Annotated in this window: 15 protein-coding genes; 9 read left to right on the forward strand and 6 right to left on the reverse strand. The window is 65.0% G+C overall.

Annotation, left to right across the window (positions count from 1 at the left end):
- Positions 1 to 28 precede the first annotated feature (28 nt).
- The 6 genes from HHL27_RS06390 (at position 29) to HHL27_RS06415 (ending at position 5,281) form a co-directional block, all read left to right on the forward strand.
- Complete coding sequence (locus tag HHL27_RS06390; protein WP_169492539.1) at positions 29 to 865, forward strand: NAD(P)-dependent oxidoreductase; 837 nt, start codon at positions 29 to 31, stop codon at positions 863 to 865.
- A complete protein-coding gene (locus tag HHL27_RS06395) occupies positions 862 to 1,887 on the forward strand; it encodes an amidohydrolase family protein (RefSeq protein ID WP_169492540.1) in 1,026 nt (341 codons plus the stop codon). The genes HHL27_RS06390 and HHL27_RS06395 overlap by 4 nt, the downstream gene beginning before the upstream one ends.
- Complete coding sequence (gene ligA / locus HHL27_RS06400) at positions 1,884 to 2,309, forward strand: protocatechuate 4,5-dioxygenase subunit alpha (protein ID WP_169492541.1); 426 nt, start codon at positions 1,884 to 1,886, stop codon at positions 2,307 to 2,309. Before HHL27_RS06395 ends, ligA begins: the two co-directional genes overlap by 4 nt.
- Position 2,310: 1 nt before the next feature.
- Positions 2,311 to 3,153 (forward strand): class III extradiol dioxygenase subunit beta, encoded by an 843-nt coding sequence (locus HHL27_RS06405; RefSeq protein WP_169492542.1) that lies wholly within the window; start codon positions 2,311 to 2,313, stop codon positions 3,151 to 3,153.
- An 8-nt stretch (positions 3,154 to 3,161) separates the two neighbouring features.
- Entirely contained in the window at positions 3,162 to 4,118 is a 957-nt protein-coding gene (locus tag HHL27_RS06410) for a Gfo/Idh/MocA family oxidoreductase (RefSeq protein ID WP_169492812.1), read from the forward strand.
- Between the two features lie 68 nt (positions 4,119 to 4,186).
- Positions 4,187 to 5,281 (forward strand): helix-turn-helix transcriptional regulator, encoded by a 1,095-nt coding sequence (locus HHL27_RS06415; RefSeq protein ID WP_240959423.1) that lies wholly within the window; start codon positions 4,187 to 4,189, stop codon positions 5,279 to 5,281.
- Here HHL27_RS06415 and HHL27_RS06420 read toward each other — a convergent pair.
- The 5 genes from HHL27_RS06420 to HHL27_RS06440 all read right to left on the reverse strand — a co-directional run bounded on the left by HHL27_RS06420 (position 5,278) and on the right by HHL27_RS06440 (position 10,605).
- Positions 5,278 to 6,012: a 3'(2'),5'-bisphosphate nucleotidase CysQ gene (locus HHL27_RS06420; protein ID WP_169492813.1), complete on the reverse strand. Its 735-nt coding sequence runs from the start codon at positions 6,010 to 6,012 to the stop codon at positions 5,278 to 5,280. The genes HHL27_RS06415 and HHL27_RS06420 overlap by 4 nt on opposite strands.
- A 23-nt stretch (positions 6,013 to 6,035) precedes the next feature.
- Complete coding sequence (cysN, locus tag HHL27_RS06425; protein ID WP_169492543.1) at positions 6,036 to 7,961, reverse strand: sulfate adenylyltransferase subunit CysN; 1,926 nt, start codon at positions 7,959 to 7,961, stop codon at positions 6,036 to 6,038.
- 125 nt (positions 7,962 to 8,086) lie between these two features.
- Positions 8,087 to 9,007, reverse strand: coding sequence for a sulfate adenylyltransferase subunit CysD (cysD, locus tag HHL27_RS06430; RefSeq protein WP_169492544.1), 921 nt, complete (start codon positions 9,005 to 9,007; stop codon positions 8,087 to 8,089).
- 113 nt (positions 9,008 to 9,120) lie between these two features.
- Positions 9,121 to 9,339 carry a hypothetical protein gene (locus HHL27_RS06435; RefSeq protein WP_169492545.1) on the reverse strand — a complete coding sequence of 73 codons (219 nt, stop codon included), beginning with the start codon at positions 9,337 to 9,339 and terminating at the stop codon, positions 9,121 to 9,123.
- A gap of 48 nt (positions 9,340 to 9,387) precedes the next feature.
- Complete coding sequence (locus tag HHL27_RS06440; protein WP_169492546.1) at positions 9,388 to 10,605, reverse strand: argininosuccinate synthase; 1,218 nt, start codon at positions 10,603 to 10,605, stop codon at positions 9,388 to 9,390.
- A gap of 718 nt (positions 10,606 to 11,323) precedes the next feature.
- On the opposite strand from HHL27_RS06440, the gene HHL27_RS06445 reads away from it, so the two are divergent.
- Genes HHL27_RS06445 through HHL27_RS06455 form a run of 3 tightly spaced genes read left to right on the forward strand, consistent with a single transcriptional unit; the run spans position 11,324 to position 12,644 of the window.
- A complete protein-coding gene (locus tag HHL27_RS06445) occupies positions 11,324 to 11,797 on the forward strand; it encodes a response regulator transcription factor (protein ID WP_240959424.1) in 474 nt (157 codons plus the stop codon).
- 41 nt (positions 11,798 to 11,838) lie between these two features.
- Positions 11,839 to 12,177 (forward strand): hypothetical protein, encoded by a 339-nt coding sequence (locus HHL27_RS06450; protein ID WP_169492547.1) that lies wholly within the window; start codon positions 11,839 to 11,841, stop codon positions 12,175 to 12,177.
- Positions 12,178 to 12,191: 14 nt separating this feature from the next.
- Positions 12,192 to 12,644 carry a hypothetical protein gene (locus tag HHL27_RS06455; RefSeq protein ID WP_169492548.1) on the forward strand — a complete coding sequence of 151 codons (453 nt, stop codon included), beginning with the start codon at positions 12,192 to 12,194 and terminating at the stop codon, positions 12,642 to 12,644.
- A gap of 4 nt (positions 12,645 to 12,648) precedes the next feature.
- On the opposite strand, the gene HHL27_RS06460 is transcribed toward HHL27_RS06455, so the two are convergent.
- Positions 12,649 to 13,926: an SAM-dependent methyltransferase gene (locus HHL27_RS06460; RefSeq protein WP_169492816.1), complete on the reverse strand. Its 1,278-nt coding sequence runs from the start codon at positions 13,924 to 13,926 to the stop codon at positions 12,649 to 12,651.
- Positions 13,927 to 13,956 lie beyond the last annotated feature (30 nt).

A 13,956-nucleotide genomic window follows, 5' to 3' on the forward strand; every position in this document is an offset into this window, starting at 1 on the left:
ATGGCGGGGCGCGGGCGAGAGGCGGGGAATGGATATTCGCATCGCCCTTATCGGTTTCGGCGAGGCCGGCTCGACGTTCGCCAAGGCCGCGGGCTGGGAAGCAGGCGCGCTCGCCTATGACGTGCAGCCCGCGCGCCGCGCGGTGATGGAGGAGGCGGGCGTGATTGCCTGTGCCACAGCCGACTGCGCGCTGGGCGATGCCGACCTGGCGCTGTCGTTGGTGACGGCCGATTCCGCGCTCGATGCGGCGCGTGACTTTGCGGGCCTGCTGCGGCCAGGGGCGCTGTTCTGCGACATGAACTCGGTTTCGCCCGAGACCAAGCGCGCGGCGGCGCGGGCCGTGGAGGCAGCGGGCGCGCGCTATGTCGACGTGGCGGTGCTGGCGCCGGTCAATCCGGCGCGGATGAACGTGCCGCTGCTGGTGGCGGGCGCGGCGGCGGATGATGCGGCGCAGGCGCTGCTTGCTGCGGGCTTTGCCAACATGCGTGTGGTCGGTGCCGAAGTGGGTCGGGCGAGCGCGATCAAGATGATCCGCTCGGTCATGGTCAAGGGCATCGAGGCGCTGACCGCCGAGATGATGCTTGCGGCCAACGCCGCCGGCGTGGCCGAGGATGTGCTTGCCTCGCTCGATGCCAGCGAACGGACGCAGAGCTGGTTCGAGCGCGCGGCCTACAACATCGAGCGGATGGCGACCCACGGCATACGCCGCGCCGCCGAGATGGAGGAATCGGCCAAGACACTGGCCGATCTGGGCGTCGAACCGATGATGACCAACGGCACGGTGCGACGCCAGCGCGCGCAGGCCGGCCACCCCATCGAGACACCTGCCAAGCCTGCCGCCAGAACTGAGGGAACGGTTGCATGACGATGATCATCGATTGCCACGGCCACTACACCGTGTTGCCGAAGGCGCACGACGCCTGGCGAGAGGCGCAGAAGGCGGCGTTCAAGGCCGGCACCGAATGCCCGCCGTACCCCGAGATTTCCGATGACGAGATCCGTGAGACGATCGAGGGCAACCAGCTGCGCCTGCTCAAGGAGCGCGGCGCGGACATGACGATCTTTTCCCCGCGCGCTTCGGCCATGGCGCCGCACGTGGGCGATCAGTCGGTGGCGGTGAAGTGGGCACAGGTGTGCAACGATCTCATCGCGCGGGTCGTCGGGCTCTACCCCGACATCTTCGCCGGGGTGTGCATGCTGCCCCAGTCGCCCGAGGCGGACATGAGCAGCTCGATCGCCGAGTTGGAACGTTGCGTCACCCAGCTTGGCTTCATCGGCTGCAATCTCAATCCCGATCCCGGTGGCGGCCATTTCAAGCATCCGCCGCTGACCGACGAATTCTGGTTCCCGTTCTACGAGAAGATGGTCGAGCTGGACGTTCCGGCGATGATCCACGTGTCGGGATCGTGCAATCCGGCGATGCATGCCACGGGCGGGTACTACATCGCGGCCGATACGATCGCGTTCATGCAGTTGCTCGAAGGCGACCTGTTCGGCCGTTTCCCGACGCTGCGCTTCATCATCCCGCACGGCGGCGGCGCGGTGCCCTATCACTGGGGCCGCTATCGCGGTCTTGCCGACATGCTGAAGAAGCCGTCGCTCGACACGCATCTGATGAACAACATCTACTTCGATACCTGCGTCTATCACCAGCCGGGCATCGACCTGCTGGCCGACGTGATCGAGAACAAGAACATCCTGTTCGGCAGCGAGATGGTGGGCGCGGTGCGCGGCATCGATCCCACGACCGGGCACTACTTCGATGACACCAAGCGGTACATCGACGCGCTCGACATCACCGATGCCGAACGTCACGCGATCTTCGAGGGCAACGCGCGGCGGGTGTTCCCGCGGCTCGACGCCCAGCTCAAGGACCGAGGCCTGTGACCGACCAGAACGACAGGTCCGTGCAGGACATCCACGAATATCTCGCCGAGTTCGAGGATATTCCCGGAACGCGCGTCTATACCGCGAGCCGCGCGCGCAAGGGGTATCACCTGAACCAGTTCGCGATGAGCCTGATGAAGCCGGAAAACCGCGAGCGGTGGAAGGCGGGCGAGCGCGCCTATCTCGACGAATGGCCGCTGACAGAGGACCAGAAGCTCGCGGTCCTGGCGCGCGACTACAACCGCATGCTCGATCTGGGCGGGAACATCTACTTCCTGTCCAAGATCTTTTCGACCGACGGCATTCCGTTTGCGGAAGCCTGTTCGACGATGACCGACATGACCTTTCCCGAATACCGGCAGATGATGCTGGATGGCGGACGCTCTCCGGTGGGCAATCGCAGCATCAAGGGGGGCTTCTGACATGGCGCGCATTACCGCAGGCGTGGGGTCGAGCCACGTGCCGTTGCTCGGTGTCGCAGTCGACCAGGGCAAGAGCCGTGACGACTATTTCGGCCCGATCTTCGCCGGCTACGACTGGACCAGGGCCTGGGAGGCCGAGCAGAAGCCCGACGTGATCGTGCTGGTCTACAACGACCACGCCTCTGCCTTCGATGCGAACATCATCCCGACCTTCGCGATCGGCTGCGGCGAACGCTACAAGCCGGCAGACGAGGGCTGGGGACCGCGCCCTGTGCCCGACGTCGAAGGCCATGCCGACCTTGCCTGGCACATCGCACAGAGCCTGATCCTCGACGATTTCGACATGACCATCATCAACGAGATGGACGTCGATCACGGTTTGACCGTGCCGCTGTCGATGATGTTCGGCCAGCCGGACCGGTGGCCGGTGAAGGTCATCCCGCTGGCGGTCAATGTCGTCACCTATCCCGTACCGTCGGGCAACCGCTGCTGGGCGCTGGGCGAAGCGATCAAGCGCGCGGTCGAGAGCTTCCCCGAGGACCTCAACGTGCAGATCTGGGGCACCGGCGGCATGAGCCACCAGCTCCAGGGGCCGCGTGCCGGGCTGCTCAACCGGGAATGGGACAACATGTTCATGGACCTGCTGGTCGGTGACAGCCAGGAGGCGCGGGCCATTCCGCACATCGAATACCTGCGCGAAACCGGCAGCGAAGGCATCGAGATGGTGATGTGGCTGATCATGCGCGGTGCGCTGGGGCGCGAAACCCGCTGCCTGCATCGTCACTACCACATCCCTTGCAGCAACACGGCCATCGGCCACCTTGTTCTGGAGCCAGTAGAATGACCCAACCTATCCGCATCGCGCTCGCCGGGGCTGGCGCCTTCGGCGAGAAGCACCTCGACGGCCTAAAGAAGATCGACGGGGTCGAGATCGTCTCGATCATCAGCCGCACCGGAGAGCAGGCCGCCGCGGTTGCCGCCAAGTACGGCGCGAAGCATTCGTCGACCGAGCTGGCCGATGCGCTGGCGCGCGACGATGTCGATGCGGTGATCCTGTGCACCCCGACGCAGATGCACGCCGAACAGGCGATCGCCTGCATGGATGCCGGCAAGCACGTGCAGGTCGAAATTCCGCTGTCCGACAGCTGGGCCGATGCCAAGGCGGTGGTCGCCAAGAGCAGCGAAACCGGCCTTGTCTGCATGGTCGGCCACACCCGTCGCTTCAATCCTTCGCACCAGTACGTGCACAACAAGATCGTCGCGGGCGAACTGTCGCTTCAGCAGATGGACGTGCAGACCTACTTCTTCCGCCGCAAGAACATGAACGCCAAGGGTGAGCCGCGGTCCTGGACCGACCACCTGCTGTGGCACCACGCGGCGCACACGATCGACCTGTTCGCATACCAGTCGGGCAAGATCGTTGCCGCCAACGTGCTGCAGGGGCCCAAGCACCCCGAGCTTGGCATCGCGATGGACATGTCGATCCAGCTGAAGGCCGAAACCGGCGCGATCTGCACGCTGTCGCTTTCGTTCAACAACGACGGACCGCTCGGCACCTTCTTCCGCTACATCGGCGATACCGGCACCTACATCGCGCGCTACGATGATCTGGTGAACGGCAAGGAAGAGCCGATCGACGTGTCGAAGGTCGATGTCAGCATGAACGGCATCGAGCTGCAGGACCGCGAGTTCGTCGCCGCCATCCGCGAAGGGCGCGAGCCCAACTCGTCGGTGGGCAAGGTGCTCGATTGCTACCGCGTGATCGGCGAACTGGCGAAGAGCCTCGAAGCGCAGGACGGCTGGTCCTGAGCTGATCGCGACGATCGCCTGGACTTGCCCGGTGGCGGTTCAGGCGTGGCGGCGATAGACTGCCGCCGATGCGTACCCCCGTTCCCGGCGAGACCGACCTGCTCGTCCCGCTGCACGAAGGCCTGTTCGAACAGCCGATGTGGCAAACCTTCCTGTCGCGCCTGCGCGCGGCGGCGGGCGTTGCGCAGGCGGCTATCGTCGTCATGGCGGCGAGCGGGGAGGACGTCATCGAAGTCCGCTCGGGGCAGGGAGGCGAAGGCTTTGCCCGCTTCCTGACCGAAGGGCATGCCGACGAATCCGCCCGGCTGCAGCTGATGCGCGAGGCGCGGGTCTATGCGCTGGAGGAGATCGTCGCGGCGGGCGGCCCGGCGCAAGCCGGCTTTGCCGCAGACGTGCTGCGGCCGGCGGGGATCTTCGACTTGCGCGCCGTGCGCCTGCGCGAACCGGCGGGGCTCGATGGCTGGCTGATCCTGGCCGGGCGCGAGGAGCTGGGCGCGGCGCAGGGGCGGCTGCTGGCGCTGGTGGTGCCGCATTTCCGCGCCGCCCTGCGCGCCTTTTCCGCGCTGGAGCGCGAACGCGCCCGCGCGCAGATCAGCGCCGAGGCGTTCCGGCGAATGAATTTCGGCTGGATCACGCTCGATGCCGCGTGCTGCGTGGTCGACATGGACTCGCAGGCCGAAAGCCTGCTCGCGCGCACATCGGCGATCCGCAAGGGCCCGCGCGGCCGCCTGCTGCCCGCCTCGCCCGAGATCGACCGCGCGCTGACCAGCCAGGTTCGCGCGCTCGCCGCCGATCCAGCCGCGCGGCCCAAGGCGCTGCATCTCAGTCGCGATCCGTGGATCGACCTGCTGGTGGCGCCGGTGCGGCTGCACGGCCTTGCCGGTGGCAACCAGCCGGTCGCCGTGGCCTATATTTCGGGAGACCGCAGTTCGAGCGCCGACCGGCGCGAGCAGCTGGTCGGGCTGTTCGGCCTGAGCCCCAGCGAAGCGCGACTGGCCTGGGCCATGGCGCAGGGGCTTGGCATTGCCGAAGCGGCGGCAGAGCTGGGGCTGACGGTGGAAACCGCGCGCAACTATTCGAAGAAGATCTACGCCAAGACCGGCGCGCGCGGGCAGGCGGACCTTGTCCGCCACATCCTGACCAGCGTGCTGGCGCTCGCTTAGGCGGAGACCCTCGCGACTTCGGAGAGAACCCGCTCGGCATGTTCCTTCCGGCAGATCAGCAGGTCGGGCATGTAAGTGTTGGCCTGGTTATAGACCAGCGGGCTGCCGTCGATGCGGCTGCAGTGCAAGCCGTAGGCGAGGGCGACTGCGACGGGCGCGCAGGAGTCCCATTCGTACTGGCCGCCCGAATGCAGGTAGATGTCGGCGGTGCCGAGGATCACCGCCATCGCCTTGGCCCCGGCACTGCCCATCGGCACCAGTTCGGCGCCGAGCGTTTCGGCCACCGCCAGCGCTTCCCTTGCGGGGCGCGTGCGGCTGACCACCATGCGCAGCGTTTCAGGGGCTGCGGGCAGGGCACGCGGCTGGTCCGAGCGCAGGACGATCCCCGCGCCCGGCAGCGCGACCGCGCCGGTGGTGGCGACGCCGTCGATCGAAAGGCCGACGTGGACTGCCCAGTCAGTGCGCTCCTCTCCATATTCGCGCGTCCCGTCGACCGGATCGACGATCCAGGTGCGCGAAAAGGCGAGGCGGTCGAGGTTGTCCTTTTCCTCTTCCGACAGCAGCCCGTCGTCGGGGCGCTGCTCGCGCAGGGCGTGGCAGAGGAACTGGTTGGCGGTGGCATCGCCCGCCTTGCCCAGCGACTTCAGGCTGAGCACCTGGCTGTCGCGCACGGTCAACAGCAGGCGCCCGGCCACTTCGGCCAGATGCGCGGCAAGGTCAGCGTCGGTCATCGCCACAAGTCAGCTCTCCGCAATCAGATCGTCGGCGCCCAGCCGAGCAGGTGGTCGACGATCCGTTCGGCCGCGTCTTCGGGGCTTTCCTTCGTGGTGTCCACCCGGATTTCGGGGCTCTCGGGTGCTTCGTAGGGGCTGTCGATCCCGGTGAAGTTCTTGAGCTGGCCCGAACGCGCCTTCTTGTAGAGGCCCTTCACGTCGCGCGCCTCTGCCAGTTCGAGCGGGGTGTCGATGAACACTTCGAGGAATTCCCCGTCGGCCAGCAGTTCGCGCACCATCTCGCGCTCGGCGCGGAAGGGGCTGATGAAGGCGGTGAGGACGATAAGGCCCGCATCGGTCATCAGCTTGGCGACTTCGCCCACGCGGCGGATGTTCTCGATGCGATCGGCCTCGGTAAAGCCCAGGTCCTTGTTGAGCCCGTGGCGCACGTTGTCGCCATCGAGCACGAACGTGTGCTTGCCCAGCGCATGGAGCTTCTTTTCGACCAGGTTGGCGATGGTCGACTTGCCCGAGCCGGAAAGGCCGGTGAACCACAGCACGGCGGGCTGCTGGTTCTTGAGCGCGGCGTGCGCGGCACGGCTGACGTCCATCGCCTGCCAGTGCACGTTCTGCGCCCGGCGCAGGCTGAAGTGCAGCATGCCGGCGGCGACCGTGGCGTTGGTGATCTTGTCGATCAGGATGAACCCGCCGAGCGTGCGCCCTTCGGCATAGGGTTCGAACACGATCGCGCGGTCGGTCGTGATCTCGGCCACGCCGATCGCGTTGAGATCGAGCGTCTTGCAGGCAAGATGCTCCATGGTGTTGACGTTGACGGTGTACTTGGGCTCCTGCACCGTGGCCGACACGGTCTGCGTACCGAGCTTGAGCCAGTAGGCGCGACCGGGAAGCAGCGCTTCGTCTGCCATCCACACGAGCGTGCTCTCGAACTGGTCCGCCGCCTGCGGCGGCGCATCGGCGGTGGCAAGGACATCGCCGCGCGAACAGTCGATCTCGTCGGCAAGGCAGATCGTTACCGACTGCCCGGCCACTGCCTCGTCAAGGTCGCCATCGAGAGTGACCACGCGCGAGACGGTGCTGGTCTTGCCCGACGGCAGCACGCGCACGGTGTCGCCCGGGCGCACCGTGCCGCTGGCGATCAGGCCCGAAAAGCCTCGGAAATCGAGGTTGGGACGGTTCACCCACTGCACCGGCATGCGGAAGGGCTTGGCTTGGTCCGTGGTGGTATCGACCTCGACCGTTTCCAGATGCTGGATCAGGCTGGGCCCGGTGTACCAGGGCGTATTGGCGCTCAGCCCGGTTATGTTGTCGCCCTTGAAGCCCGAGATCGGCATCGGCACGAAGCGTTCGATCCCGATCGATCGGGCGAAGGCGGCATAATCGGCAACGATCGCGTCATACGTCGCCTGATCGTAGCCGACGAGGTCCATCTTGTTCACTGCCAGCACGATGTGGCGGATGCCGATCAGGTGGGCGAGGTACGAATGGCGGCGGGTCTGCGTCAGCACGCCCTTGCGCGCATCGATCAGGATGACGGCAAGGTCGGCGGTCGAGGCGCCGGTGACCATGTTGCGCGTGTACTGTTCGTGCCCCGGCGTGTCGGCCACGATGAACTTGCGCTTCTCGGTGCCGAAGAAGCGATAGGCAACGTCGATGGTGATGCCCTGTTCGCGCTCCGCGGCGAGCCCGTCGACGAGCAGCGCGAAATCGATCTCGGCCCCTTGCGTGCCCACCTTCTTGCTGTCGCTTTCCAGCGCGGCGAGCTGGTCCTCGAAGATCATCTTCGAATCGTAGAGCAGCCGACCGATCAGCGTGGATTTGCCGTCGTCCACCGACCCGCAGGTGATGAAGCGCAGCATCGTCTTGTGCTGGTGCTGCTCGAGGTAGGCGTCGATGTCCTGCGCGATGAGGTCATCGGTCTTGTAAATCACGTCGGTCTGGTCAGTCATTTTGCTCACCCGTCATCCCGGACTTGATCCGGGATCCCGCTGTTTCTTGCTTCCTCCGGAAGGAAGCGGGGCCCCGGATCAAGTCCGGGGTTGACCCTTCGGAACGCCAAGCATTCCGTGGCAGGTCAAAAATACCCCTGCTGCTTCTTCACTTCCATGCCGGCGCCGCCGGCGTCCTTGTCGATCACGCGGCCCTGGCGTTCGCTGGTGGTGGTCAGCAGCGTTTCCTGGATCACTTCGGGCAAGGTCTTGGCCGTGCTTTCGACCGCGCCGGTCAGCGGGAAGCAGCCCAGCGTGCGGAAGCGGATCGAACGGTTGACGATCTCGGGCTTGCGGCCAAGCACGCGCTCCAGCCGGGGAATGTCGTCGGCCATGAACAACTGGCCTTCCCATTCATAGGTCGGGCGCTCTTCAGCGAAGTACAGCGGCACGATCGGCACGTCGTTCAGGTGGATGTACTGCCAGATGTCAAGCTCGGTCCAGTTCGAGATCGGGAACACGCGGATGCTCTCGCCCTTGTTCTTGCGGGCGTTGTAGAGGTTCCACAGCTCGGGACGCTGGTTCTTGGGGTCCCAGCCGTGGCTGGCGGTGCGGAACGAGAAGATGCGCTCCTTGGCGCGGCTCTTCTCCTCGTCGCGACGCGCGCCACCGAAGGCAGCGTCGAAGCCGTACTTGTCGAGCGCCTGCTTCAACCCTTCGGTCTTCCACATGTCGGTGTGGAGCGCGCCATGGTCGAACGGGTTGATGCCCCGCGCTTCGGCTTCGGGGTTCTGGTAGACGAGCAGTTCCATGCCGGATTCACGCGCCATGCGGTCGCGCAGCTCGTACATCGCCTGGAATTTCCACGTGGTGTCGACGTGCAGCAGCGGGAAGGGCGGCGGCGAGGGGTAGAATGCCTTGCGCGCCAGGTGCAGCATGACCGCGCTGTCCTTGCCCACCGAATAGAGCATGACCGGGTTGTCCGCCTCGGCCACGACCTCGCGCATGATGTGGATCGCTTCGGCTTCCAGCCGCTGCAGATGGGTAAGGACTTTGGGATCGGCCATGATCAACCCTTGATGAACCTATTGGCGGCGCAAATGGCATGCGCCCCCACAGACCCCACCTCCCATCTGGGAGGGGTTTCGGGCAATCAAGAATTTCTACTCCGCCCAGCAGGTCAGGCGGTAAACCACAGGTGCGCGGCCGCGCTGAGCGCGACGATCGCAATGATGGAGGTGACCGCGGCGATCTGGCGCCAGTTGATCAGGCTCACCCGGTCGAGATCCTCGCGTCGCAAGTTGCGGCGGTCGCGCCAGCCAGCGAAGATCGAGATAGCAAGCAGCATGGCCCCAACGCCGGCAAGGGCATGCAGCGGGGTCAGGTCGGCTGGCAGCATGATGGCGGGGCGGGGAAGCGGCGAATTGAACGCTTCCCCGCGAACCGGTCAGCGGCTGTCGCGCTGGGCGAGCAGGCGCAGGCGCAGGGCGTTAAGCTTGATGAAGCCCGCCGCGTCCTTCTGGTCATAGGCGCCGGCATCGTCCTCGAACGTCACGTGGCGTTCCGAATAGAGGCTGTCGGGCGACTTGCGGCCGACGACCTGCGCGCTGCCCTTGTAGAGCTTGAGCCGGACCGTGCCGTTGACGCGCGCCTGGCTGTGGTCGATCGCCGCCTGCAGCATCTCGCGTTCGGGGCTGAACCAGAAGCCGTTGTAGATCAGCTCGGCATACTTGGGCATGAGCTCGTCCTTGAGGTGCGCGGCACCCCGGTCGAGCGTGATGCTTTCGATCCCGCGATGCGCGCGGGCATAGATCTCGCCGCCCGGCGTTTCGTACATGCCGCGGCTCTTCATGCCCACGAAGCGGTTCTCGACCAGGTCCAGCCGGCCGATGCCGTGCTTGCGGCCGAGTTCGTTGAGCGCGGTCAGCAGCGTGGCGGGCGACATCGCTTCGCCGTTCAGCGCAACGCCATCGCCCTTTTCGAAGTCGATGGTGATGTATTCCGGGGCGTCGGGCGCGTCTTCCGGGTTCACCGTGCGTGAATAGACGTAGTCGGGCGTCTCTTCCCACGGATCCTCGAGCACCTTGCCCTCGGACGAGGTGTGGAGGAGGTTGGCATCGGTCGAGAACGGGCTTTCGCCGCGCTTGTCCTTGGGTACGGGGATCTGGTGCGCTTCGGCCCAGGCGATCAGCGCGGTGCGGCTGGTCAGATCCCATTCGCGCCACGGCGCGATCACCTTGATCGACGGATCGAGCGCATAGGCCGACAGCTCGAAGCGGACCTGGTCGTTGCCCTTGCCGGTGGCGCCGTGAGCCACGGCATCGGCGCCGGTTTCGTGCGCGATCTCGATCAGGCGCTTGGAGATCAGCGGACGCGCGATCGAGGTGCCGAGCAGGTAGTCGCCCTCGTAGCGGGCGTTCGCGCGCATCATCGGGAAAACGAAGTCGCGCACGAATTCCTCGCGCAGGTCGTCGATGTAGATGTGCTCGGGCTTCACGCCCATCAGTTCGGCCTTGGCGCGGGCCGGTCCGAGTTCCTCGCCCTGGCCGAGGTCTGCGGTGAAGGTCACCACTTCGCAGTTGTAGGTGACCTGCAGCCACTTGAGGATGACGGAGGTGTCGAGCCCGCCGGAGTAGGCAAGGACGACCCGCTTGATATCGGACATGGGCGACTCCCGTATGCGCGCCAGAAATTTCGCGCCGCGCGCCTAACAGGCGGGGGGCGGGGGCGCAACCGGAGAGGAACCTGAAAGGTCCCCGGCCACCGCGGCATCGCGATCGCGAGCTGTGTCGAGGGTGGCGCAACGCGTCGGCGCGTACGCCTTCCGGCTCGGCCACATGGGCTTGTTACACAAGCCACGCAGGCAGCGCCGCAAGCTGGCACCCGCAATCTGGCCCGTGCCGTCTGGCCATCGCTTGTCGATGTGGCCGGTCGGAAGGCAAATCGCCCTCGGCCGGTTTCATTCCAGTTCTTCCCGAGCCGGCGGTACGGCCGGCCCGGTCGCTTCAGGGTTGGCGGGTCGGGACAGTGGACCTCCCGACGGATAGCAGCTGCCACGACTACCCACGCCGCTGGCAACCCTCCGGAGCTATGGCCAATCCGCCTTTCGCTGGTCGCATTGTCGCAGGATGTGGGCTCTCCAGACCATTGGAGGCACTTCGCTGGAGATCACTGGAGATTGCCCATGCCTGCCCGACCTGTGCGGAGAATCGCTTGGGGAATGCTGGAGATCGACTGGAGATCACTGGAGATCGGCTGGACATCGTCCGAAATCGCGGTTCCGGCGCGCGAATCGTTGATCAAGTATTTGTTTTAAAAGCGCGATTTTCTGAGCCGCAAACCACCGATTCGGACATTTCATACCAAATTGGCCGTTGTTGGAGATGCAGGGGTCGGAGCGCCATGGCATTGATTTTTATGCCATGCACACACTTAATGACGCTCTCCATCGCCTAGAGGAAGTTCGGCTGACGGCGCGGCAGGAGGATTGCATCGCCCTTGTCGCCAAGGGGATGAGTTCGAAGGAGATCGGTCGTGAGCTCGGCATCTCGCCTTCGACTGTCGACAATCACATTGCCATCGCGATGCACCAGTTTGGTTTCCAGAACCGCGGCGCCGTGGCGCGGTGGTATCGCGAAACGGTCGAGTCGCAGCGCAACCAGGTAAAGCCGGAACCGCCTCCATCGGCGATGCGGATAGTGGGCAGATCAATCCCAACGGGAGGGATTCGCAATTCACTTTCGTTGAAGGAAAGGATTTTGTCGGTCGCCCAGGTGTCGATCCTCTCGATTATGGCCACATCTGCCATCATCACTTTTGTTCTTGGTTTGATCTTCGTCCTGAAATTGCATATCTGACTGTATAATCATGGACCTCGAAGCGAAACAGGAGGTATTCCATGATCAACCTGCGTGAAGGCTCGACCCGCGTTGTCGCCAGCGATGCCCAGGAAATGGGTGGCATGATCGATCGCGCACTGCTGCAGCAGATGCGGCTCGCCACCAGCTTCATCGAAGCCAGCCAGGAATCCAAACTCGCCATGCCGATGACCCAGGCGGCGCTCCAGTCGCTCGCCGAAGGGCTCACCTGCCTTGTCCAAGGCCGTGCCAAGATGTCCAATTCGGTTCGTGAAATGACCAAGATCCTGAAGCACAGCAACTTGCGCGAAACCAGCTTCGGCTGCCCGACCGGCCCGTGGACTGCCATTGCCGACGTGACCGAACCGGTCGCCTGCTGATTTGAGGAAGCCCCGTGTTCGCGCTTGCTATCCTTATCCTCTTCTGGGTCATGCTGCTGAGCAACATGATCACGGAGATGGTCTTCGGACAGCGGCTCGAGCGGGGCTTCGCCGGCCTACTTTGTTTGATCAGTGTCGGCATGGTGATTGCGAACGCGTTAGTGTCACCAGCCTTCCTCGCGAGTATCGGAAGCGGTTCCGACATTCTTATCCTGCTGATCGCCTGGGTCCTGGCCCTCAAATCGAACCGCTACTGGCCGATCTGGTTTGCCGCCATGCAGTCGCTATCGGTGATCACCCACTTCGTCTCGCTGATCGTCGACGGCGTTCCCCACCTTATCTTCTCGAACCTCGCCGCCGTCTGGGCGCTCCCCGCGCTGCTGACGATGAGCTGGGGAACGATCCAGGACTGGCGTGCGCGCCGGCCCGGGCGCGCCGCGCCGCTAACGGACGCGGCATCCGGCTGAAGGGTCAGCCGGCCCGTCCCGCCTTGCCCAGCGGGACCACGTTGCCTTGCGCATATCCCTTCATCAGTTGCGCCTCGGTCGTTCCGATATAGTCCCGCGTCAGCGGCAGCGCGTCACGATCGCGCACGATCTGGAACTGGAAGTTGACCAGGTCGCCGTGCTCGAACGCGGTGGCAGCCCCGGCAAGGTAGAACAGCCACATGCGATAGAACCGCGCGTCGTACAGCTCGACGATGCGCCCTTCGTTGGCAATGCAGCGCCGATACCATTCGCGCAGGGTCAGGGCATAGTGGCGGCGCAGCACCTCGACATCGCTTACCATCAGCTTGTTGAGTTCGATCCCCTGCAGCATCTCGCTCATCGACGGAATGTAGCCGCCGGGGAAAATGTACTTGCGCGTGAAGCCGTCGGTCCCGGTCGGCGGGCCAGCACGGCCGATCGTGTGCAGCAGCATCACCCCATCGTCGGCCAGCAGGTCATGGCACGTGCGGAAAAAGGTGCGATAGTTCGGCACGCCAACGTGCTCGAACATGCCCACCGAAACGATGCGGTCGAACCGTCCTTCCACGTCGCGATAGTCGGTCAGCGAGAACGTCACCTTGTCGGCCACGCCCTCGCGCGCGGCCCAGGCCTTGGCGTACGAGATCTGCTCCTCGCTCAGCGTCACGCCATGGACGCTTGCCCCGGTCATGCGATGGATCGTCATGGCAAGCCCGCCCCAGCCGCAGCCGATGTCGAGCACCCGCTGGCCCGGGCGCAGGTCCAGCTTTGCCGCGATGTGCGCGATCTTGGCTTCCTGAGCGGCCTCGAGCGTGGTCACGCCCTCCGGCCAGTAGGCACAGGAATATTGCCGCAGCGGATCGAGGAACAGCTCGTAGAGATCGTTGCCGATGTCGTAGTGGTGCGCCACGTTGCGCTTGGAGGCGACGCGCTGGTTGCGCTGGTCGATCAGGAACGCGATGCGCTCCAGCACCTTCTTCAGCGGGCCGGGATTGTCGAGGTCGCCCCCGCGTTCCCACGGGTTGTTGCGGCGGATGAAGCCGACGAAATCCATGATGTCGCCGCCCTCGATCCTGGCGCGTCCGTCCATGTAGGCTTCGGCAAAACCGAGCGAGGGATCGCGCGCGATCGCGCCCGGCACCTTCGCATCCATCAGCCGCAGCCCCAGATCGGGCCAGCCCTCGGTCGCGGTGCCATAGACCCGTGTCTTGCCCGAGCTTTCGGTAACCGTCAGCGTCCCTTTGCGAACCAGCCGCTTCAGCGCCTGATCCAGCAACAGCATGCTCATTGCGTACCTCCCGAAGATCCCGCC

Origin of the sequence: Novosphingobium olei, assembly GCF_012927405.1 — a bacterium.
GTDB classification, from domain to species: domain Bacteria; phylum Pseudomonadota; class Alphaproteobacteria; order Sphingomonadales; family Sphingomonadaceae; genus Novosphingobium; species Novosphingobium olei.